Origin of the sequence: Rhizobium sp. Pop5 (genome assembly GCF_024721175.1) — a bacterium.
GTDB lineage: Bacteria > Pseudomonadota > Alphaproteobacteria > Rhizobiales > Rhizobiaceae > Rhizobium.
On record NZ_CP099399.1, the window covers coordinates 4119293 to 4141401 of the forward strand.

Below are 22109 nucleotides of genomic sequence, written 5' to 3' on the forward strand. Positions count from 1 at the left end.
AGGCCGCCGCCCATCCTCAAGGAGTAGGTCTTGTTCTTCATTTCGAAGCTCGTCTGGATTTTCGGCCAGCCGCTGTCGCTGGCATTCTTTCTTGTGTTCCTCGCCCTCATCGCCGGGCTTCTGCGTCGGCGCACCTTGAGCCTCCTTGCCGCGACGGGCTCGGCCCTGATCCTGTTCGTCACGCTCTACACCACCGCCGGCAATCTTCTCATGCAGGATCTCGAGCAGCGTTTCGCAAGGCCAGCCGTCGATCCCGAAAACCTGCAATGCATGATCGTACTGGGTGGCGCCTTCGAAAGCGAAGTGAATACGGCGCGTCACGGCATAGAATTCAGCAGCGCTGCCGACCGCTTCATCGAAGCTTTGCGGCTCGCGGAGAAATTTCCCCAGTCACGCATTCTGGTGTCGGGCGGCGACGGTTCCATTTCGGGCATCTACGAGGGTGATGCGGCCGCATCGGCCCGTTTCTTCCCGCTCTTCGGCGTCAGCAGAGACCGCCTGATCGAGGAGAGGCAATCGCGCACGACTTTTGAAAACGCCGTCAACACCAAAGAATTCCTGGCGAGCCAGGGCCTTTCCAATTGCCTGCTGATCACTTCGGGTTATCACATGCCGCGCTCTGTCGGCATCTTCCGCAAGCTCGGCATCGACGTTGTGCCCTGGCCGACCGACTATCGCACCGACGGCAAGGTGAAGCCGGGGCTGGATTTCACCCAGCCGAGCCTCAATGCGCAGAACATGGCGACAGCGATCCGCGAATGGTACGGCCTGATCGGCTACTATCTCGCCGGCCGGACGTCGGAGCTCTATCCGCGATAGGGCGCGCCGAGGACGCTTTATCGCTTTGAATTTGCGCGGGGTTGGGCGCTAAGCTATTTCTTCGAGATGGTGACGAATTTCGTGCCGCGGACGCGGGCCGTCACGATGCAGGGATCACCCTCGGTACGGTCGCAGAAACGCGGATGCATCTTCATTGCCAGCACCATGTTGCCGAAACGCTGGACGAAGTCGTAGCCGTAGATCTGCGCCGTCGCGATCATGAAATAGCCGCCCTCGGCAACCTGCAGATAGAAATTATAGGTGCAGCCGTCGTCATTGCATTGCGGCCCTTTCTGCCCGTCGCAGGTCAGCTGGCCCTCGTTGACCACGGCATCGATCAGGCCGTCATTGTTGATGTCCTGCCTGATAACGAAGCCGTCGCCGAATTCGGCAGCCTTGCATTGCTCCTGGAAGTGCTTCTTCTCGTAGATCTCAGGATCGGAGATCAGCGATTGCTGACCGAAGGCGGCAACGGGCACCACCAGCAGCATGACGATATTCAGAACGGCGAGCAGCGGCGTTTTCACGGCTTTCCTCTTATGGATAAGGCTCTGTAGCCTGATGCATGTCGTCCAAAAATGTGCAGCGGTTTCGGGGCGACGACATGCATCGAATAAAGACTTCAGCTTTATGGCGCGGTCGCCTTGCGCCGCCCTTGCCGCCGTGGTTCTTTCGGTAAAATTTCTGCCGGTTCCGAGGTCCGCATGTCCTTGCTCGTCTATCTCGATTATGCCGGCATTGCGCTGTTTGCCGCAACAGGTGCACTCGCCGCATCGCGCAAGCAGCTGGACCTGATCGGCTTTCTGTTTTTCGCCATGGTGACCGGAACGGGCGGAGGCACGGTGCGTGATATCGTGCTCGGCCGTGTGCCGGTCTTCTGGGTGCTGAACCCGGCCTATATCCTCGTCTGCTGCATCGTGGGCGTCATCGTCTTCTTCACCGCCCATCTCCTGGAATCGCGCTATCGCCTGCTGATCTGGCTGGATGCGATCGGCCTTGCTGCCTATTGCGTGCTTGGCGCCGCCAAGGGGCTTGCCGCCACCGGCTCGCCGACCATCGCGATCGTCACCGGCACGCTGACGGCGACCTTCGGCGGTATTCTGCGCGATCTGATGGCAAACGAACCGTCGGTGCTGTTGCGGCCGGAAATCTACGTGACCGCAGCCCTCGTCGGCGCCGGCGTCTTTACGCTCGCCAATGGGCTGGGAATGCAGCTCTACCTGGCTTCCGCCTGCGGCGTCGCGGCGGCTTTTGCCGTGCGCGGCGGAGCTCTCTGGTTCGGCTGGACTTTCCCGACCTACAAACACAAACCCGGCCGGCATCCCGACGATGTCATGTGAGGCGGCTGTGTATCAGGCTTGCTTCGCCCGCAGGCGGATCACCACGTCGACATGGGCGATCTCCATGCCTTCGGGCGGTTCCGGCAGATTGTCGATCGTCAGATTGCTGACCGGAATGTCGAGCACCTCGTTGTGGCCCTCGACGAAGAAATGGTGATGGTCGGAAACATTGGTATCGAAATAGGTCTTGGCGCTCTCGACGGCGAGAACGCGGATCAGGCCGGCTTCCGTGAACTGATGCAGCGTGTTGTAGACGGTCGCCAGCGAAACCGGCACGCCGGCGGCAACCGCCTCCTCATGCAGTTCCTCGACGGTCAGATGCCGGTCACCCTTGGCAAACAGAAGGTCGCCGAGCGCGACGCGCTGGCGGGTGGGGCGCAGGCCCGCGCCGCGCAGCCTTACCTCTATTGCGATCGGGGATGCACCCGCCATCAAGACCAACTCCGATTATTCCTGCATAAAGCAATCATGTTTCTTCAAGCGGTATAACTTTTGCATCCGAGCCTTTCAATAGTTCAATGGGGACAAGAGCCTGATAAACGCGGCAAAAACGGGCTTTCGACGCAAATAGGTCTGGTCGCAGCCCTAGCCTTCCTGTATGCGACCACCAAATAAAGGCGAAAGCCTGGTCCGGAGCCATGAAAGAAGCTGCCTTGCTCGTGCTTCATTTTCTGGAGAACTTGGACTACACGTTCACATCCATCGGCTTCACGCGGGGGGAAAAAGAAACTTTATGACCACCAGACAGTCCAGCTTCTCGTACGAAGAACTCATCGCCTGCGCACATGGCGAACTGTTCGGACCCGGCAATGCGCAGCTGCCCCTGCCGCCCATGCTGATGGTTCATCGCATCACGGAGATTTCCGAAACGGGCGGAGCCTTCGACAAGGGTTATCTGAGAGCCGCATACGACGTACGTCCCGACGACTGGTATTTTCCCTGCCATTTCGAAGGCAACCCGATCATGCCGGGCTGCCTCGGCCTTGACGGCATGTGGCAGCTGACCGGCTTCTTCCTCGGCTGGCTCGGCGAGGAAGGCCGCGGCATGGCGCTTTCGACAGGCGAAGTGAAATTCAAGGGCATGGTGCGCCCGCACACGAAGCTGATCGAATACGGCATCGACTTCAAGCGCGTCATGCGCGGCCGTCTGGTGCTCGGCACCGCCGACGGCTGGCTGAAGGCGGACGGTGAAACAATTTATCAGGCGGCTGACCTTCGCGTCGGCCTATCGAAAGACAAGACGGCCTGAACCGCATTTTCAAGCGGCTGACGAAAACAACAAAGGTTTGATCAGATGAGACGGGTAGTTGTTACGGGTCTGGGTATCGTGTCCTCGATCGGAAACGACGCGGCCGAAGTCACCGAATCCTTGCGGCAGGCAAAGTCGGGTATTTCCTTCTCCAGCGATTTCGCCGAACACGGCTTCAAGTGCCAGGTTTGGGGCAGCCCCAAGCTTGGCGCCACGGAACTGGCGGAGCTGGTTGATCGCCGCGCCATGCGCTTCCTGTCGCAGGGCGGCGCCTGGAACCATGTGGCCATGAAGCAGGCGCTTGCCGATTCCGGCCTCGAGGAGAAGGACTACGCTCAGAACGAACGTGTCGGCATCATCATGGGCTCCGGTGGTCCGTCCACCCGCACCCTGATCGAGGCTGCCGAAATCACGGTGAAGAACAACAGCCCGAAGCGCATCGGCCCCTTTGCCGTGCCGAAGGCGATGTCTTCGACCGCATCGGCCACGCTCGCCACCTGGTTCAAGATCCACGGCGTCAACTATTCGATCTCATCGGCCTGCTCGACATCCGCGCATTGCATCGGCAACGCCGCCGAGATGATCCAGTGGGGCAAGCAGGATGTGATGTTTGCCGGCGGCCACGAAGATCTCGACTGGACGATGTCCAATCTCTTCGACGCAATGGGCGCGATGTCCTCCAAGTACAATGATACGCCCGACAGCGCCTCGCGCGCCTATGACGTCAACCGCGACGGTTTCGTCATCGCCGGCGGCGCCGGCGTACTCGTGCTCGAGGAACTGGAACGCGCCAAGGCCCGCGGTGCCAAGATCTACGCCGAAATCGTCGGCTATGGCGCAACCTCCGACGGCTACGACATGGTCGCACCCTCGGGCGAGGGCGCCATCCGCTGCATGCGCCAGGCGCTTGCCACGGTCAAAGGCGACGTCGACTATGTCAATACCCATGGTACGTCGACGCCGGTTGGTGACAGCAAGGAAATCGGCGCCATCCGCGAGGTATTCGGATCGAGGATCCCGCATATTCAGTCGACCAAGTCGCTCACCGGCCATTCGCTGGGTGCTGCCGGCGTGCAAGAATCGATCTATTCCCTGCTGATGATGCAGCAAGGCTTCATAGGCGAAAGCGCCCATATCACCGAACTCGATCCCGAATTCGAAGGCGTGCCGATCGTGCGCAAGCGTATCGACAATGCGAAGATCGATATCGCCCTCTCCAACTCCTTCGGCTTCGGCGGCACAAACGCCACGCTGGTCTTCCAGCGTTATAACGGATAACAACATGACGGGAATCATGCAGGGTAAGCGCGGGCTCATCATGGGCGTCGCAAATAACCACTCGATCGCCTGGGGGATTTCAAAAGCTCTCGCCGCACAGGGTGCGGAACTCGCCTTCACCTATCAGGGTGATGCGCTCGGCAAGCGCGTCAAGCCGCTTGCCTCCGAGCTCGGTTCGGATTTTGTGGTGCCGTGCGACGTCGAGGACATCGCCTCGGTCGATGCCCTGGTCGACGCGATCGGCGAGCGCTGGGGCAAGCTCGATTTCATCGTCCACGCCATCGGTTTTTCCGACAAGAACGAGCTGAAAGGTCTCTACGCCGATACGACGCGCGAGAATTTCAGCCGCACCATGGTCATTTCCTGTTTCTCCTTCACGGAAATCGCCAAGCGTTGCGCTCCCTTGATGGAAGACGGCGGCGCGATGCTGACGCTGACCTATAACGGCTCGACCCGGGTCATCCCGAATTACAACGTCATGGGTGTCGCCAAGGCGGCGCTCGAGGCTTCGGTGCGCTATCTCGCCGCCGACTACGGCCCGCGCAACATCCGCGTCAATGCCATTTCCGCAGGCCCGATCCGCACGCTTGCCGGCGCCGGTATTTCGGATGCGCGCGCGATCCTTTCCTGGAACCAGCGCAATGCGCCGCTGCGCAAGACGGTCACCATCGACCAGGTCGGCAGTTCGGCGCTTTACTTGCTCTCCGACCTTTCCGTCGGCGTCACCGGCGAGATCCACTTCGTCGACGCGGGCTTTAACATCACCTCCATGCCGACGCTGGATACGCTGCGCAAAGCCGACGTCGAATAATCGTCGCCTGTTTGAAATTTTAAAGGCCGTGCGCAGATGATGCGCACGGCCTTTTTGCTTTCGTTGATGAAAAATCGGCGCGAACCGCGCCTGAGGGTTATTTTTTCGCCCACAGCACCTTGAAGCGGGCGTTGCGGCAGGTTTCGCCGCTTTCCCTGAAATTTGCCGCCAGAACCGGCTCATAGGGCAGGCCGCGATTAGCGACGAGCATCAGCCGGCCGCCGCCGCGCAGCGCGGATGCGGCTGCCTTGATCATCGCTTGGCCGAGCGACGGTTCGGCAGCATGGCCCTCGTGGAAGGGCGGGTTCATGATGACGAGATCGTACTTGTCCTTGACCTGCTCGCCCGCCAGATCGTGCCAGAAGAAGCGCGCAGGTGCGTTCGGGCAATTCTCCGCCAGATTGTCCCTGGCGGCCTCCAGGGCTGCGTGGTTGGCCTCGTAGAGGTCAAGGCGTGTGAGCCCGCGCGATCCCTGCGCCATCTCGACAGAGAGATAGCCCCATCCGGCGCCGAAATCCGCGACGTCCCCGGTGAAATCCTGCGGCAGGCGGGAGGCGAGCAGTTCCGATCCGGCATCGATCCGGTCGTGCGAAAACATGCCGGCGCTCGCATGGAAGCGACCGTCGACACGCACCGGCGTCTTCACCAGCTTGGAGACGATATCCCCGGCCTCTGCCGGCCGGCCGAACCAGAAGGCGACGCCATGATATTTCGGCATGTGGTCGATGGCGAGGCCGAAACCTTCCAGACGCTTGCGCAGCGGCTGGATGCCGTCTTCCTTGGCGCCGGCAACGACGATCAGGCCGCCCATCCGCGTGCGGGCTATCGCCGCGGCGAGATTGGCCTCGTTTTCGCCCTTGTGCTTGGTGCAGAGCACCAGCGCCGCGTCATAATCCTCGCCGTCGATCTCAGGCGTCGCTTCGATCCGCTGCGCCAGCAGCTGCCGATAGAGCGGACGGAAGCCCTGGACGGCGCTGAGGGAGGCGGCAAAGCCTTCCGGCAGCGCAAAGCCTGCCTCGGCGCCGAGGAAGAGCACGCGCTCGCCCTTGCCGGGCGCCTGGACTGTGCCGCTGGCAAAGGGATGGAACAGGGTCTTCAGCGTCTCGCGGCTCATGGATCTCGTCTCGTTCTTGAATAGAAAAAGGGCGCGGAAGAGTCCCGCGCCCGGAGTTAAGCTGCGCATAATCCTTTCCGAAAATCGCTTTCGATTGTCGAGGTTATGCGCGGGAAGACGCGGCTTATTCGGCCGCTTCTTCCTTCTTCTTCTCGTTCGGGATCTCCTGGCCGGTGGCCTGGTCGACAACCTTCATCGACAGGCGAACCTTGCCGCGTTCGTCGAAGCCGAGCAGCTTGACCCAGACCTTGTCGCCTTCCTTGACGACGTCCTGGGTCTTGGCAACACGCTCGGAAGCAAGCTGCGAGATGTGCACGAGACCGTCACGGGCGCCGAAGAAGTTGACGAAGGCGCCGAAGTCGGCGGTCTTGACAACAGTGCCTTCGTAGATCTGGCCGATCTCAGGCTCGGCGACGATCGAGTGGATCCACTTGCGGGCCGCTTCGATTTCCTTGCCCGAGGAGGAGGCGATCTTGACGGTGCCGTCATCCTCGATGTTGATCTTCGCGCCGGTCTTTTCGACGATTTCGCGGATGACCTTGCCGCCGGAGCCGATGACTTCGCGGATCTTGTCGACCGGAATGTTCATGACTTCGATGCGCGGAGCGAATTCGCCGAGCTGGCCACGGCTTTCGGTGATGGCCTTGGCCATTTCGCCGAGAATGTGGGCGCGACCACCCTGGGCCTGGCCAAGGGCGACCTTCATGATCTCTTCGGTGATGCCGGCGATCTTGATGTCCATCTGCAGCGAGGTGATGCCGTCGGCGGTACCTGCGACCTTGAAGTCCATGTCGCCGAGGTGATCTTCGTCACCGAGAATGTCGGAGAGGACGGCGAAACGCTCGCCTTCCAGGATCAGGCCCATGGCGATACCGGCAACCGGCTTGGCAAGCGGTACACCTGCGTCCATCAGAGCGAGCGAGGTGCCGCAGACGGTCGCCATCGAGGACGAGCCGTTCGACTCGGTGATCTCGGAGACGACGCGCAGCGTGTAGGGGAACTGCTCAGCCGACGGCAGCATCGGACGGATCGCGCGCCAAGCGAGCTTGCCATGACCGATTTCGCGACGGCCTGGGGAGCCCATGCGGCCGGTTTCGCCAACCGAGTAGGGAGGGAAGTTGTAATGGAGCAGGAAGCGCTCCTTGTACATGCCCGTCAAGGAGTCGACATACTGCTCGTCTTCGCCGGTGCCGAGGGTGGCAACGACGATCGCCTGCGTTTCACCGCGGGTAAAGAGCGCCGAACCGTGCGTGCGCGGCAGAAGGCCAACTTCCGATACGATCGGACGAACGGTTTCGAGGTCGCGACCGTCGATGCGGCTCTTGGTGTCGAGAATGTTCCAGCGGACGATCTTGGCCTGCAGGTGCTTGAAGATCGCGCCGACTTCTTCGGCCGTGTACTTGGCTTCGCCTTCCTCGGGGAGGAAGTGCGCCTTCACCTTCGCCTTGACGGCGTCGACGGCGGCGTAGCGATCGGCCTTCTGGGTGATCTTGTAGGCTTCGCGAAGTTCGCCTTCGGCGAGGCCGAGCATTTCGCTTTCGAGAGCGGAATAGTCTTCCGGCTGGAAGTCGCGCGGCTCCTTGGCGGCAACTTCGGCGAGCTTGATGATCGCGTCGAGAACCGGCTGGAAGCCCTTGTGGCCGAACATGACGGCGCCGAGCATGACGTCTTCGTTGAGTTCCTTGGCTTCGGATTCAACCATCAGCACGGCGTCGTAGGTGCCGGCGACGACGAGGTCGAGGCTCGACTCGTCCATCTCGTCGAGATGCGGGTTGAGAACGTATTCGCCGTTGATGTAGCCGACGCGCGCGCCGCCGACCGGGCCCATGAAGGGAACGCCCGACAGTGTCAGCGCAGCCGAAGTCGCGACCATCGACAGGACATCGGGATTGTTTTCAAGGTCGTGCTGGATGACGGTGACGACGACCTGCGTGTCGTTCTTATAGCCTTCCGGGAAGAGCGGGCGGATCGGGCGGTCGATCAGGCGGGAAACGAGGGTCTCGTTTTCGCTCGGACGGCCCTCACGCTTGAAATAGCCGCCGGGGATCTTGCCGGCTGCGTAGGTCTTTTCCTGATAGTTGACGGTGAGGGGAAAGAAGTCCTGGCCTGGCTTCGGCGCCTTGGCCGAGACGACGGTGGCGAGAACGACGGTTTCGCCGTAGGTGGCGAGAACGGCGCCGTCGGCCTGACGGGCGATCTTGCCGGTTTCGAGCTTCAGCGGGCGTCCGGCCCACTCGATTTCCACTGTATGTGTATCGAACATGTCTTGTCCTTCAATGCGGGAGCACGCGCCATCGCCGATATCAAGGCGCAGCGCACAGTCGACCGCAATCAATGTGACGTATCACGGGCAAGACAACGGGAGGCTTTTCATCCTCGGTTCCCTCGGGCGAGGGAAACCGGGCCAAAGCTCTTTGAGAAGCCTTGGCCGAAAGCATCCGGCAATCCTGCCCCATGACAGGTCAGCGGTTGGTTTGGCAGATCCGGCCCATCCGGGTCCGCCGGTCGTTCCACCGCATAAGATAGAGCGCGGCTGGAACATTTCATCGGGAACATCGTCCCGAAACAGATCCGGCGGACGCTCGGAAGCGCCCGCCGGACAATCTTAGCGGCGGATACCCAGGCTGCCGATCAGCTTGGAATAGCGGCCTTCATCCTTCTTCTTGAGATAGTCAAGAAGCGAGCGGCGGCTCGAAACCATCGTCAACAGGCCACGGCGGGAATGGTTATCCTTCTTGTGGTCCTTGAAGTGTTCGGTCAGGTTGTTGATGCGTTCGGTCAGGATCGCGACCTGAACCTCAGGAGAACCGGTGTCGCCTTCGGCGGTTGCGTATTCCTTGATCAGCGCAGCCTTGCGCTCAGCAGTGATCGACATCGGATGATCCTTTCTATGAGAGGAGATTGAAGTCGCCAAAAGCCGGGATGCCGTCCAGCTTTGGCCGTGAATGCGAGCAGGCGGACCTGACGCTGGCGCTGCCTATAAACCAAATAAGCACCGATGGAAAGAGGGAGTGTTCCCAGCGCTTCAATGGCCCGCCATGGCATCCCGGATCATCCCGTCGTAACCTTCGGGATCCTGCAGCATGGCGAAATGGCTCGCATTCTTCAGGATCACGAGTTTGGCGCCCGGAATCTCCCTTGCCATCATTTCCGTATGGTCGAGCTTGACGGCTTCATCGTGATCGCCGATCGCAAGTGTCACCGGGACCGAGATCTTCGCAAGATCGGCAGCTGTCCAGGCCGGCTGGGTGTCCCACATCTTGGAGATCTGCTTGAAGAAGGCTCGGTATTCGGTCGGCGTCGGCGAAAGCTTTCTGTATTGGTCGCCGGCAACGTCGATGTAGTGGCTGAAGGTCTTGTTCTCCAAGACGTCGGGCTTGACGCCGTCAGTCGTGACGTTGGCTGCCTGGGCAATGACGCGGGTCAGCTTTTCCGGATGGTTCATCGCCATGTCGATGCCGATAATGCCGCCGTCCGACCAGCCCACAAGCGTCACCTTGTCGATTTTCAGATAGTCGAGCAGGGCGACGTAATCCGAGGTCATGAGATCGTAACCGAAAGGCTGCCCGCTGCGTGTCGAACGCCCGTGACCGCGGCTGTCGGCGACGATGACCCGATGATCCCTTGCAAACTCTGCCACCTGATGGCCCCAGAGGTCGGCATTTCCCAGACCGCCATGGATGAAGAGGATCGGATCGCCTTCGCCAAATTCGGCGTAATACATCTTGATGTCGTTCACATCGGCCATGCCGCTCGTCTTCGCCGCCGGCATCGAAGGAAAGGCCGGAAGCTCGGCCCAGCGTTCGGCGGCCTGCGCGCCGGCAACGATCAGGAACAACGAAAAGAACGTCAGTATTTTCGCAATTCTGCGCATGATTTTCCCCTCGGGCCGCCATGGCCCAAGGGAAAGGATATTCTATCGTTACCGGCTGGCAATCGCCATTGCCGTCATAAAACGGGCAGGTTCAGGCAAAAACCCGTTTCGGGCGAAATTCGCCCTGGCCGATTTCGCCGATGGCGATCAGCCTTCCGCGGGCCGTCGCATAGGCCTCGCTTTCGGCGATCGGCGCATCGCGGCCGCGCACAAGGATCGGATTGCCCATTTTCAGCCGGTGCGCCTGGTCGTCGTTGATGACGAGGTGGGGCAGGGCGGAAAGCGCCTCGCAAGTGTCGATCAGGAGCGCATCGAGGGCGGCGAGCCGCTCGTCCATGCCTTCGATCGCTTCGAGCGCCACGAGGTCTGCGAGCGGCACCATGGCCTCTTCGGCGAAGGGCGCGACGAAGGTGCGCCGCAGGCCGGAAACATGGCCGTAGCAGCCGAGCTCGCGGCCGAAATCGCGGGCGAGCGCCCGGACATAAGTGCCCTTGCCGCATTCCACTTCGAAATGCGCCGTGTTTGCATCCGGGCAGGCGAGCAAGGTCAGCCGGAAGATCTCGACTTCGCGCGAGGGTATTTCGACGGCTTCGCCGTCGCGCGCCAGATCATAGGCGCGTTCGCCCGATATCTTGATCGCCGAAAACTGCGGAGGCACCTGATTGATAGTGCCGATATACCGAGGCAGGATATCGCGGATTTGCTGTTCGCTCGGACGCTTGTCCGAGCTTTGGGTGACCTCGCCCTCGAGATCGTCCGTTGCCCGCTCCTCGCCCCAGCTCACCGTAAATTCATAGATCTTGCGGCCATCCATGACATAGGGAACGGTCTTCGTCGCATCGCCGAGCGCGATCGGCAGCATGCCGGAGGCGAGCGGATCGAGCGTACCGGCATGGCCGGCCTTCTGTGCCTTGTAGAGCCACTTGATCTTGGAAACGGCTTCCGTCGAGCCGAAATCCACCGGCTTGTCGAGGATCAGCCAGCCGGAAATCGGCCGGCCCTTGGGTTTGCGTGGTTTGGACATCAGTCTCTTCTATTATTGTTCGTCATTATCGCCGTCGAGGTCGCGTTGGACCTCGGGCGAACGCAGCAGCTCGTCGATCTTCTTGTAATTGTCGAAGCTGGTGTCGTCGCGGAAGCGCACCTCTGGCATGTATTTCATCTGGCGAAGCTGTGGTCCCAGCCGGCCACGGATGAATTTCGCATGGCGGTTCAACGCCTCGATGACGATGCTATGGTCGGAAACGCCGAGCGGCGTCACGTAGGCCGTGGCGATCTTGAGGTCAGGCGACATGCGCACTTCCGAGATCGAGATCACGGTCGCCTCGATGATGTCGTCGCGCACCTCGCCGCGCTGAAGCACCTGGGTGATCGCGGCGCGGACCTGTTCGCCAACGCGCAGCATGCGCTGCGAAGGCGCGGAAGAAGTTGGTCTGGTCATTGTTATCTCTATTTGCCGATGCGGCTGGGAATCGAACCCGTCAAAGGAGAGCGTCCATGACTCTTTTGGCCGAAAAGGTCAAGCCGGCAGGTACAAAAGCCATCCGCCGGGTGGCGGATGGCTTTTGCAAAGTTGCTGTGACGCCAGGGATTAGAGCGTGCGCGTGATATGTTCCACGCGGAAGCACTCGATGATGTCGCCGACGCGCATGTCCTCGTAGTTTTCGAAGGCCATGCCGCATTCCTGGCCCATCGGCACCTCGGAGACTTCGTCCTTGAAGCGCTTGAGGGTCTTGAGCTTGCCTTCGTGAACGACGACGTCGTTGCGGATGAGGCGGACGCCCGCTCCACGCTCGACCTTGCCTTCGACGACACGGCAGCCGGCGACCTTGCCGACCTTGGTGATGTTGAACACTTCCAGGATTTCGGCGTTACCGATGAAGGTCTCGCGCCGTTCCGGAGACAGGAGGCCCGACATCGCTGCCTTCACGTCATCCACGAGGTCGTAGATGATGTTGTAGTAGCGGATTTCGATGCCCTGGCGCTCGGCGAACTGGCGAGCCTGCGCATTGGCGCGAACGTTGAAGCCGATGATGGCCGCGTTCGAAGCTTCGGCGAGCGACATATCCGACTCGGTGATGCCGCCTGCACCCGAATGCACGATGCGGGCGCGGACTTCGTCGGTGCCGAGCTTTTCCAGAGCGCCGGCAATCGCTTCGATCGAACCCTGCACGTCGCCCTTGATGACGAGCGGGAACTCCTTGATGCCGGTGCTCTGCATCTGCGTCATCATCTGCTCCAGCGAGCCGCGCTGTCCCGACTGACGGGCAGCCGCCTTGTCGCGGGCAAGACGCTGACGGTATTCGGAGATTTCGCGGGCGCGGCTCTCGCTTTCGACGACGGCGAACTTGTCGCCCGCCTGCGGCGTGCCGGAAAGGCCGAGCACCTCGACGGGCATGGCCGGCGGCGCTTCCTTCATATGCTCGCCCTTGTCGTTGACGAGGGCGCGTACACGGCCCCAGACGTCGCCTGCGACGATGATCTGGCCTGGTTTCAGCGTACCGTTCTGGACGAGAACCGTGGCAACCGAGCCGCGACCGCGGTCGAGCTGAGCTTCGATGACGGTACCCTCCGCTGTGCGGTTCGGATTGGCCTTGAGGTCAAGGATTTCCGCCTGCAGCAGAACGGCTTCGAGCAGCTTGTCGAGGTTCTTGCCTGTTTTGGCCGAAACTTCGACGTCAAGCGTTTCACCGCCCATCGATTCCACAAACACTTCGTGCTGCAGAAGCTGGTTGCGCACCTTCTGCGGATCGGCTTCGTGCTTGTCGATCTTGTTGATCGCCACGATGATCGGAACACCGGCCGCCTTGGCGTGATTGATCGATTCGATCGTCTGCGGCATGACGCTGTCGTCAGCTGCTACGACCAGGATCGCGATGTCGGTCGCCTGCGCGCCGCGGGCACGCATCGCCGTGAAGGCGGCGTGACCGGGAGTGTCGATGAAGGTGATCTTCTGGCCGTTCTGCTCCACCTGATAGGCGCCGATATGCTGCGTGATGCCACCGGCTTCGCCGGCAACCACGTTGGCATGGCGGATGGCGTCGAGCAGCGAGGTCTTGCCGTGGTCGACGTGACCCATGATCGTGACGACAGGCGGACGCGAAACGCGATCGCCTTCGACGTCGGCAATGTTGAAGATGCCGAGTTCGACGTCGGATTCAGAAACACGCTTGACCGTATGGCCGAATTCGCCGGCGATAAGTTCGGCAAGGTCGGCGTCGATGACGTCGCCCGGCTTCATCATCTGGCCTTCCTTCATCAGGTACTTGATGACGTCGACGGCGCGTTCGGACATGCGCTGCGACAGTTCCTGAATGGTGATGGTCTCGGGCAGAACGACTTCGCGGGAAATCTTCTCGCGCGTTTCCTGCATCTGGCTGCGGCGGAACTTCTCCTGCCGGCGGCGCATCGCCGAAAGCGAACGGCTGCGGCCGGCGTCTTCGCCATCCACATCGGCTGTGGTGATCGTCAGCTTGCCGCGGCGGCGCTCGTCTTCCGTCTTCGGGCGGGTCGTTACCGGCTTTGCCGGTTCCGGGCGAACGACACGGCCACGCACCGGACCGCCGCGCGCAGCGCCCCGATCGTCGTCGCCATCGTCATCGCGGCGGCCACGGACGCCGGCCGGTGCGGCGGCGCCGGGGGCCGGACGGGCGGCAGCGGGTGCGGCGCTATCGGGCCGGCGGGCAGCCGGCGCCGACGATGCCGGCCGCGGAGCGTTGGGGCGAGCTTCGGCCACAACCGGAGCCGGTGCTGCGGCAGTGGCTGCCGGTTCGGCAACGGCGGCAGCAGCGGCTTCCGCCTGCCGGGTTGCCTCTTCGGCGGCCCTGCGGGCCGCTTCTTCCGCCTCGGCTGCCTTGCGGATAGCCTCTTCGGCGGCGCGAAGCTTCTCTTCCTCGGCGCGGCGGATCGCATCCTGAGCGTCACGCGCCTGGGATTCGGCGAGCGCACGGCGGCGCGCATCCATTTCCTCAGGCGACAGATGGTTCAGCACGACAGGGCGCGGACGATCGTTCGAGCGCGGCTGCTGATAGGACTGCTGCGGACGCTGATTGGTCTGGCTGCCGCCGGGCTGGTGGACGCGCGGCGCCGGCGTCGGCTGCTGCGGACGCGCCTGCGCAGGCGCGGGTGCCGGTTCGGCGGCGCGGACCGGGGCCACCGGGGCGGCAGGTGTAATCGGCTTTTCGTCTTCCGGGCGCATCGGACGCCGCTTGCGGGTCTCGACGACGACCGCCTTGGTGCGACCCCGACCCATATCCTGGCGAACGGTGCCCTGGCTCATCCCTGATGGTTTCAGGGTAAGCGTCTTCTTGCCCGTTACGCTGAGTGTCTTGTCGTCATTACTATCGGTCATTCGTTCCCGTTCCTTCGGACAGGGAGCGATGACTAGATCACACCCCTGTCGTTCAAATACTGTCGATCAATGATGACGGGACCGGCCGATGCCGGTGACCGTATCATTGCTTTTGCCGGCCAGCGCCGCCCGCTGCCCGGGACTGACCGCCAATACGGTACTGTTCGAGCATCTTTGCGCGCTTCACTACACCCTCACCCGCCTGCCCTGCAAGCACTGCGGCATGGATAAAAGCATTCTGGCCCATCAGGCCTTCCATTTCGCTCTCCGAGAAGAGACGGAAGGAAGGTATCTCCTCCTCGGTCTCCATTCCGAGGTGCCAGGCCTTGCGGGCCTGGTCGATTTTCCGGACGCCATCGTCCGCTGCTTCAGTCGCGTGGAACACCGCAAGGGCTGCTCCGCTTCTCACCGCGGCGTCCACTTTCGAGGAGCCGCTGATGAACTGGCCGGCTTTGCGCGCCATGTTCATCATCTGCATCAATTGCGCCGCCAGCAGCCTGTCGACGCCCGCGCCGAGATCGTCCGCCGCCTTGACGTCGCTCTTCAGGGCGCGGGCGAAGAGCTTCTTCGCCACCGCCTTGTCGACCAGCGACCGGTCGGCTTTCACCCAGCATCCGCGTCCCGGAAGCTCACGCTTCAGGTCGGCGACGACGGTTCCGTCGGGAGCCGCGACGAAGCGGATCAGCTCATCCGGCGATCCGCTTTCGCGCGTCACGATGCACATGCGTCCGTTCACGTCATAACCTGCGAGATCGTCGTTCTCGGGGAGAGCGTCCGGCTCATGCGCGGTCATCATGCTTCCTGTTCGGCTTCGGTGACCTCTTCTTCGGTCCCCTTCGCCAGGTCCTCTTCCGTGATCCAGCCGGCCGCAAGACGGGCCTGGACGATCATCTGCTCAGCCTCGACGCGCGAGACGTCGAACTTCGAGAACAGGCCTTCGAATTTCTTCGTTTCGCCGTTCTTGCGTTCCGTCCAGCCGACGAGGTCGTCGGCGGCGCAGCCGGCGAAGTCTTCGATCGTCTTGATGCCGTCTTCGCCAAGCGCGACCATCATCTGGGCGGTCATGCCGTCGATCTCGCGCAGCTCGTCCTGAACGCCAAGCGCCTTGCGCTTTTCGTCCATCTCGGCTTCGAGACGCTCGAGGAATTCGCGGGCGCGGGTCTGGATTTCCTGCGCCGTATCTTCGTCGAAACCGTCGATCGAGGAGATTTCGTCGAGATCGACGTAAGCGAGTTCCTCGACGGCGGCAAAACCTTCAGACGCCAGTACCTGGCCGACCATCTCGTCGACATCGAGCGAGTCCATGAAGAGGTTGGTGCGCTCGTTGAATTCCTTCTGACGGCGCTCGGACTCTTCGGCTTCCGTCATGATGTCGATGTCCCAGCCGGTCAGCTGCGAGGCGAGGCGGACGTTCTGGCCGCGACGGCCGATCGCAAGCGACAGCTGCTCGTCGGGAACGACCACTTCGATACGCTCGGCATCCTCGTCGAGAACGACCTTGGCGACTTCGGCCGGCTGCAGGGCGTTGACGACGAAGGTCGCCGGGTCCTGCGACCACGGAATGATGTCGATCTTCTCGCCCTGAAGCTCGCCGACGACCGCCTGGACGCGCGAACCGCGCATACCGACGCAGGCGCCGACCGGATCGATCGAACTGTCGTTCGAGATCACGGCGATCTTGGCGCGCGAGCCCGGATCGCGGGCGACCGACTTCACCTGGATGATGCCGTCGTAGATTTCAGGCACTTCCATGGTGAAGAGCTTCACCATGAACTGCGGATGCGTGCGCGACAGGAAGATCTGCGGGCCGCGCTGCTCGCGACGGACATCATATACGTATGCGCGGACGCGATCGCCATAGCGGACATTCTCGCGTGGGATCATTTCGTCGCGGCGGATGATGCCTTCGCCACGACCGAGGTCGACGATGACGTTGCCATATTCGACGCGCTTGACGGTGCCGTTGACGATTTCGCCGGTGCGATCCTTGAATTCGTCGAACTGGCGGTCACGCTCGGCTTCACGCACCTTCTGCACGATCACCTGCTTGGCGGACTGTGCAGCGATGCGGCCGAAATCCATCGGCGGCAGCGGATCGGCGATGAAATCACCGAGAGCGGCATCCGGGTTCCGGTCGCGGGCGAGTTCCAGCGGGATCTGCGTCGAATAATCCTCGGCCTTGTCGACGACCTCGAGCAGGCGCTGCAGCCGGATTTCGCCGGTCTTCGGGTTGATATCGGCCCGGATGTTGGACTCGGTGCCGTAACGCGAGCGTGCCGCCTTCTGAATGGCATCGGCCATTGCGGCAAGCACGATCTCGCGGTCGATGACCTTTTCGCGCGCCACTGCATCTGCGATCTGCAGAAGTTCGAGCCGGTTCGCACTGACTGCCATTGTCTTGTTTCTCCGTCTTTACTCCGGGGTTCCCGTCCCTGAAGCGGTCTGTTGATCGGTTATTCCTGGTCGTCCGCTTCGTTCTGGTTGGCGGCCTGCGCTTTCGCCAGCTTGTCGGCGCGCAATGCGTCGCGGATCAGATCGTCGGTCAGAATGAGCTTCGCCTCGCTGAGCGCCGTGAAGGGAATGATGACCTTCAGTTCTTCTCCATAGGCAACCTGGTCGCGCTCAAGCGTGAAACCATCTGCGTCTGCTTCGAGGATCTTGCCACGGAAGCGTTTGCGATTGCCGACCATGATCGACGTCTCGCATTTCACAAGGTGACCCTGCCAGCGGACGAAATCGGATTTCCGAACCATCGGACGGTCGATGCCGGGCGAAGACACCTCAAGATGATACTCTTTATCGATGGGATCTTCCACATCGAGGACCGGAGAAATCGCCATCGAGACCTCTTCGCAGTCCTGAACCGTCATCGTGCCGTCGTTGCGTTCGGCCATGACCTGCATCGTCGCGCCGTTCTGGTTCAGCATACGCACGCGGATGAGCCTGAAGCCCATGCCAATGAGAACGGGTTCGATGATATCGGCAAGACGCTGGTCGAGCCCGGTTTCGGTAATCAGCCGCGGCTCAAGTTCGTTGTCTGCGTTTGTCAGGTCCGACAAGCGGTTCGCTCCTCGCAATTTCATGCTTTTCGGGCGATCGCGGTAATAAAAAAGAGCGGGTCCTTGCGGCCCACTCTTCATCAAGCGATCAAGAATTTGAGAGCCATATAGTCGGCTTTTTCCGAAATTGCAAGATCTGCGGCCCAATCCGCCGATTCGCCTGTCGCAATGTGGAGAGGCCTATGGCCAGCGTCCGTCTTGCGCATATATTGCCGTGGGGCGCAATGACATAAGCGGGAGATATCGTGGCGTACACTTCCTCGACATTGGCGCCTTTGCGGCACGAGACCTACCGCGCCATCTGGTTTGCCAGCCTTTCCTCGAATTTCGGTGGCCTGATCCAGGCCGTGGGCGCTGCCTGGATGATGACGACGATCACCGCCTCGGAGGATATGGTCGCGCTGGTGCAGACCTCGACGGCGCTGCCGATCATGCTGTTTTCGCTGGTATCGGGCGCGCTTGCCGACAATTACGACCGCCGCCGGGTCATGCTGACGGCGCAAGGCATGATGCTTGGCGTCTCTGCGCTGCTGACGATCTCTGCGCTTCTCGGCTGGATGACGCCCTGGCTCCTGCTCTTCTTCACCTTCCTGATCGGCTGCGGCACCGCGCTCAACAATCCCTCCTGGCAGGCTTCGGTCGGCGACATGGTGCCGCGCGCCGATCTGCCGGGCGCCGTCACGCTGAACAGCATGGGCTTCAACATCACCCGAAGCGTCGGCCCCGCGATCGGCGGCGCCATCGTGGCGGCGGCCGGCGCTGCCGCGGCTTTCGCGGTGAACACCCTGAGTTACCTCCCATTGATCTATGCCCTGCTGCGCTGGCGCCCGGGCACGCCGGTCTCGACCCTTCCGCGCGAAGCGCTCGGCAGCGCCATCTTCGCCGGCCTGCGTTATGTCTCCATGTCGCCCAATCTCGAAAAGGTTCTCGTCAGGGGCCTCGTCTTCGGCATCGGCGCGAGCTCGATCCTGGCGCTGCTGCCGATCGTCGCCCTTGATCTGGTTGCCGGCGGCCCGCTGACCTACGGCTTCATGCTCGGCGCTTTCGGCATCGGTGCGATCGGTGGCGCAGTGCTGAATGCGAGGCTTCGCCAGATGCTGTCCAGCGAGATCATCATTCGCCTGGCCTTTGCCGGCTTTGCGCTGAGCGCCGTGATCGCCGCCCTGAGTCCGAGCGCCGTCCTCACCTCTACCGGACTGCTCCTCTCCGGCGCCTGCTGGGTTTCGGCGCTCTCGCTTTTCAACACCATCGTCCAGCTTTCTACGCCGCGCTGGGTGGTCGGCCGCGCGCTGTCGCTTTATCAGACCGTCACCTTCGGCGGCATTGCCGGCGGCAGCTGGCTCTGGGGTGTTGCCGCCGATCGTTATGGCGTCTCAAATGCGCTGCTGATGTCGTCAGTCGTCCTGTTGGTCGGCATCGTGATCGGCCTGCGTTTTTCTATGCCGGCTTTCGCCTCGCTCAATCTCGATCCGCTGAACCGCTTCACCGCGCCGGCCTTGAGCCTCGACATCACGCCGCGCAGCGGCCCGATCGTCATCCAGGTCGATTACGAGATCGCCGATGCCGACCTGGCCGAATTCATGACGCTGATGGTGGAGCGCCGCCGCATCCGCATCCGCGATGGCGCCCGCCATTGGGCGCTGATGCGCGATCTCGAAAATCCCGGACTCTGGACGGAAAGCTACCATACGCCGACCTGGGTCGAATATATAAGGCACAACCAGCGGCGCACGCAGGCCGATGCCGAAAACATCGACAGGCTTCGCGCGCTTCACCGCGGCGAAGGCCTGCCTCATGTTCACCGCATGATCGAGCGCCAGGCCATTCCGCCCGGCGACGACGTCTTTCACAAGGCGCCGATCGATCTGCATCATTGAGGATAGGGATGCATAATTTCAGGCTCGCCCGCCTTTCCGATCTTGCCGCCATCGTCCGGCTTCTAGCCGACGACGACCTCGGCGCCACCAGAGAAATCGTCTCCGATCCGGTCGATGCGCGTTATCTCTCGGCTTTCGCCTCGATCGAAGCAGATGCCAATCAGCTTCTGGCCGTCGCCGTCGATGCGGCCGACGAGGTCGTCGGCTGCCTGCAGCTGAGTTTTCTTCCCGGCCTTTCCCGGGCCGGCATGTGGCGCGGGCAGATTGAAAGTGTGCGTATCGCCCGCGATCTTCGCGGCTCGGCTCTCGGAACGCAATTCATCGAATGGGCGATCGCCCAATGCGTCGAGCGCGGTTGCGGCCTCGTGCAGCTGACGTCCGACAAGATGCGGGGAGATTCGATCCGCTTTTACGAGAAGCTCGGCTTCGTCGCGAGCCATGAAGGGCTGAAGCGCCCTCTCTGAAGCGGTTACTTCAGCTTGGCCTTCATCGTGGCCTCGGGAAAGCAGGTTGGCTTCATGCCGTTCTTTACCTGCCACTGGCCGATCGAACGCCGTGTTTTGTAGCCCGGCAGACCGTCGGAACCGCCGACATCGTAGCCTTGCCGCTCCAGCGCCTTCTGCATGGCCGAGACATCCGAGCGCAGCATCTTGCCGACATCGCCCCATCTGCCTTCGAAGGCGCCGCCATTATAGGCGATCCGATCGGCGAGGTTGCCGATATAGAGCGCATAGAGATCGGAATTATTATATTCCTTGATGGTGTAGAAATTCGGCGTGACGATGAACTCAGGCCCGTCGCGGCCGGCCGGCACCAGCATCATGCTTTCGGCCTTCATCTCGCCTGTGGGAAAACCCTTGCCGGAGATGCGCGCGATGCCGAGCGAGGCCCAGTGCGAAAGCGGCTTTGCGAGATCAGGTCCCTCCTGGGCGCAGGAAACCGCTTCCGGTATCGACACTTCGAAGCCCCAGTCGCGATCGCGCTGCCAGCCCTTCTTGACCAGGAAATTGGCGATCGAGGCGAGTGAATCCGGCACCGAGGCCCAGATGTTGCGGTGGCCGTCGCCGTCGAAATCGACGGCATATTTCAGATAGCTCGTCGGCATGAATTGCGGCTGTCCCAGCGCGCCCGCCGACGAACCCTTGAAATCGGCAGGCGTGACGTCGCCGCCGTCGAGAATATGCAGCGCCGCCACCAGTTCGGTGCGGAACATCTCCTTGCGCGTCGACATGAAGGCTTTGGTCGCCAGCACCTCGATCGCCGAATTCGGGATCTTCGCCACGCCGAAGCCCGTCTCCCGGCCCCAGATGGCAAGCACGATCGAGCCCGGCACGCCATAGGTCTTCTCGATCCGCTTCAACGTCGAGCCGTATTGCGCGGCAAAACTTCGCCCTGTCGCGGCGAGCTTCTTCAGCCGGTCCTCGTTGAAATAGGGACCGGGCGAGGAAAATTCGGCCTGCGTCTGCTTCTGCTCCTTCGGCGGCGGGAAGCCGGGCGGGGCGAGATCGGGCAGGTTCCAGTTCAACGTGACGCCGGAGAAGGCTGCCTGGAAGGTCTTCTCCGAAATACCGTTCGCCTTTGCCTCCGGCCAGAGATCCTTCTGCACCCACGTCTCGAACTGCGCCTCGACATCGGCTTTCGAAGGGACAGCATATGAGGGGAGGGGCAGGAGAGCGGCCGTCGTCGCGAGCGCGAGTATCCGCAGAATAAAAAACCCTCTCATATCACCGTCCGTGCCCGGAGCGCCGCGGCAAGCGTGCCCTCGTCGAGATAGTCGAGTTCGCCACCGACCGGCACGCCATGCGCCAGCCGCGTGATCTTCACGTCAAGCCCCTGCAACTGGTCGGTGATGTAGTGCGCCGTCGTCTGTCCCTCGACGGTGGCGTTGACCGCGATGATCAGTTCCCGGATGCCGCCTTCGCCGACCCGGTCGATCAGCCCGCGGATATTGAGATCGTCGGGTCCGACCCCATCGAGCGGCGACAGCGTGCCGCCGAGCACGTGATAGGCGGCGTTCAGCGCGCCGGCGCGCTCCAGCGCCCAGAGATCGGAGACGTCCTCGACGACGATGATGACGGATTGATCTCGCTGTGTGTCGGTGCAGACGGTGCAGGGGTCGACCGTATCGACATTGCCGCAGCGTGAGCAGATCTTCACCTTGTCATAGGCTTCGCCCATCGCATTCGACAGCGGGCCGAGCAGTTGGTCTTTCTTCTTGATCAGATGCAGTGCGGCCCGGCGGGCCGAGCGCGGCCCGAGGCCCGGCACCTTCGCCAGAAGCTGGATGAGTTTTTCGATTTCGGGGCCGGTGACTCGTTTTGCCATGCGCCGTTCTTA

Annotated in this window: 21 protein-coding genes; 7 read left to right on the forward strand and 14 right to left on the reverse strand. The window is 61.9% G+C overall.

From position 1 onward, the window contains the following. Positions 1-30 precede the first annotated feature (30 nt). Positions 31-819, forward strand: a complete 789-nt coding sequence (locus tag NE852_RS22305; protein ID WP_008536162.1) for a YdcF family protein — start codon at positions 31-33, stop codon at positions 817-819. A 53-nt stretch (positions 820-872) separates the two neighbouring features. Here NE852_RS22305 and NE852_RS22310 read toward each other — a convergent pair whose 3' ends face one another. Beyond that, entirely contained in the window at positions 873-1346 is a 474-nt protein-coding gene (locus tag NE852_RS22310; RefSeq protein ID WP_008536161.1) for a hypothetical protein, read from the reverse strand. A 177-nt stretch (positions 1347-1523) separates the two neighbouring features. Between NE852_RS22310 and NE852_RS22315 the strand changes: the two genes are divergently transcribed. After that, positions 1524-2159, forward strand: a complete 636-nt coding sequence (locus NE852_RS22315; protein ID WP_008536160.1) for a trimeric intracellular cation channel family protein — start codon at positions 1524-1526, stop codon at positions 2157-2159. Between the two features lie 12 nt (positions 2160-2171). On the opposite strand, the gene irrA is transcribed toward NE852_RS22315, so the two are convergent. Continuing rightward, entirely contained in the window at positions 2172-2591 is a 420-nt protein-coding gene (gene irrA, locus NE852_RS22320) for an iron response transcriptional regulator IrrA (protein WP_008536158.1), read from the reverse strand. Between the two features lie 301 nt (positions 2592-2892). Between irrA and fabA the strand changes: the two genes are divergently transcribed. From fabA to fabI, 3 genes are read left to right on the forward strand one after another with little or no spacing between them, the layout of a single operon-like run. After that, positions 2893-3408 carry a 3-hydroxyacyl-[acyl-carrier-protein] dehydratase FabA gene (gene fabA / locus NE852_RS22325; RefSeq protein WP_008536155.1) on the forward strand — a complete coding sequence of 172 codons (516 nt, stop codon included), beginning with the start codon at positions 2893-2895 and terminating at the stop codon, positions 3406-3408. Positions 3409-3453: 45 nt separating this feature from the next. Next, entirely contained in the window at positions 3454-4686 is a 1233-nt protein-coding gene (gene fabB / locus NE852_RS22330; protein WP_008536153.1) for a beta-ketoacyl-ACP synthase I, read from the forward strand. Between the two features lie 4 nt (positions 4687-4690). Beyond that, on the forward strand, positions 4691-5497 hold the full coding sequence (gene fabI / locus NE852_RS22335; protein WP_008536150.1) for an enoyl-ACP reductase FabI: 807 nt from the start codon (positions 4691-4693) through the stop codon (positions 5495-5497). Positions 5498-5594: 97 nt separating this feature from the next. On the opposite strand, the gene NE852_RS22340 is transcribed toward fabI, so the two are convergent. The 10 genes from NE852_RS22340 to rimP form a co-directional block, all read right to left on the reverse strand. Further along, positions 5595-6611 carry a class I SAM-dependent methyltransferase gene (locus NE852_RS22340; protein ID WP_008536149.1) on the reverse strand — a complete coding sequence of 339 codons (1017 nt, stop codon included), beginning with the start codon at positions 6609-6611 and terminating at the stop codon, positions 5595-5597. A 124-nt stretch (positions 6612-6735) separates the two neighbouring features. Next, positions 6736-8874, reverse strand: coding sequence for a polyribonucleotide nucleotidyltransferase (gene pnp / locus NE852_RS22345; RefSeq protein WP_008536147.1), 2139 nt, complete (start codon positions 8872-8874; stop codon positions 6736-6738). A 342-nt stretch (positions 8875-9216) separates the two neighbouring features. Continuing rightward, positions 9217-9486, reverse strand: coding sequence for a 30S ribosomal protein S15 (gene rpsO, locus NE852_RS22350; RefSeq protein ID WP_008536146.1), 270 nt, complete (start codon positions 9484-9486; stop codon positions 9217-9219). Positions 9487-9636: 150 nt separating this feature from the next. Beyond that, a complete protein-coding gene (locus NE852_RS22355) occupies positions 9637-10485 on the reverse strand; it encodes an alpha/beta fold hydrolase (RefSeq protein WP_008536144.1) in 849 nt (282 codons plus the stop codon). 91 nt (positions 10486-10576) lie between these two features. After that, positions 10577-11509 (reverse strand): tRNA pseudouridine(55) synthase TruB, encoded by a 933-nt coding sequence (truB, locus tag NE852_RS22360; RefSeq protein ID WP_008536142.1) that lies wholly within the window; start codon positions 11507-11509, stop codon positions 10577-10579. A 12-nt stretch (positions 11510-11521) separates the two neighbouring features. Then, the gene (gene rbfA, locus NE852_RS22365) at positions 11522-11926 is read right to left on the reverse strand and encodes a 30S ribosome-binding factor RbfA (protein ID WP_008536141.1); all 405 of its coding nucleotides are present in this window, start codon (positions 11924-11926) and stop codon (positions 11522-11524) included. 150 nt (positions 11927-12076) lie between these two features. Next, entirely contained in the window at positions 12077-14836 is a 2760-nt protein-coding gene (infB, locus tag NE852_RS22370; protein ID WP_258156110.1) for a translation initiation factor IF-2, read from the reverse strand. Positions 14837-14939: 103 nt separating this feature from the next. Continuing rightward, a complete protein-coding gene (locus NE852_RS22375) occupies positions 14940-15632 on the reverse strand; it encodes an RNA-binding protein (RefSeq protein ID WP_008536127.1) in 693 nt (230 codons plus the stop codon). Next, positions 15629-17230: a transcription termination factor NusA gene (gene nusA / locus NE852_RS22380; protein ID WP_258156111.1), complete on the reverse strand. Its 1602-nt coding sequence runs from the start codon at positions 17228-17230 to the stop codon at positions 15629-15631. Before nusA ends, NE852_RS22375 begins: the two co-directional genes overlap by 4 nt. Positions 17231-17289: 59 nt before the next feature. Then, positions 17290-17895, reverse strand: coding sequence for a ribosome maturation factor RimP (gene rimP, locus NE852_RS22385; protein WP_037175447.1), 606 nt, complete (start codon positions 17893-17895; stop codon positions 17290-17292). 245 nt (positions 17896-18140) lie between these two features. Here rimP and NE852_RS22390 point away from each other — a divergent pair, with 245 nt between their 5' ends. After that, positions 18141-19772 carry an MFS transporter gene (locus tag NE852_RS22390; protein WP_008536124.1) on the forward strand — a complete coding sequence of 544 codons (1632 nt, stop codon included), beginning with the start codon at positions 18141-18143 and terminating at the stop codon, positions 19770-19772. Between the two features lie 8 nt (positions 19773-19780). Next, positions 19781-20236: a GNAT family N-acetyltransferase gene (locus tag NE852_RS22395; protein WP_008536122.1), complete on the forward strand. Its 456-nt coding sequence runs from the start codon at positions 19781-19783 to the stop codon at positions 20234-20236. A 5-nt stretch (positions 20237-20241) separates the two neighbouring features. On the opposite strand, the gene NE852_RS22400 is transcribed toward NE852_RS22395, so the two are convergent. Continuing rightward, entirely contained in the window at positions 20242-21495 is a 1254-nt protein-coding gene (locus NE852_RS22400; protein WP_008536121.1) for a lytic murein transglycosylase, read from the reverse strand. Beyond that, a complete protein-coding gene (recR, locus tag NE852_RS22405) occupies positions 21492-22097 on the reverse strand; it encodes a recombination mediator RecR (RefSeq protein ID WP_008536119.1) in 606 nt (201 codons plus the stop codon). The genes NE852_RS22400 and recR overlap by 4 nt, the downstream gene beginning before the upstream one ends. Positions 22098-22109 lie beyond the last annotated feature (12 nt).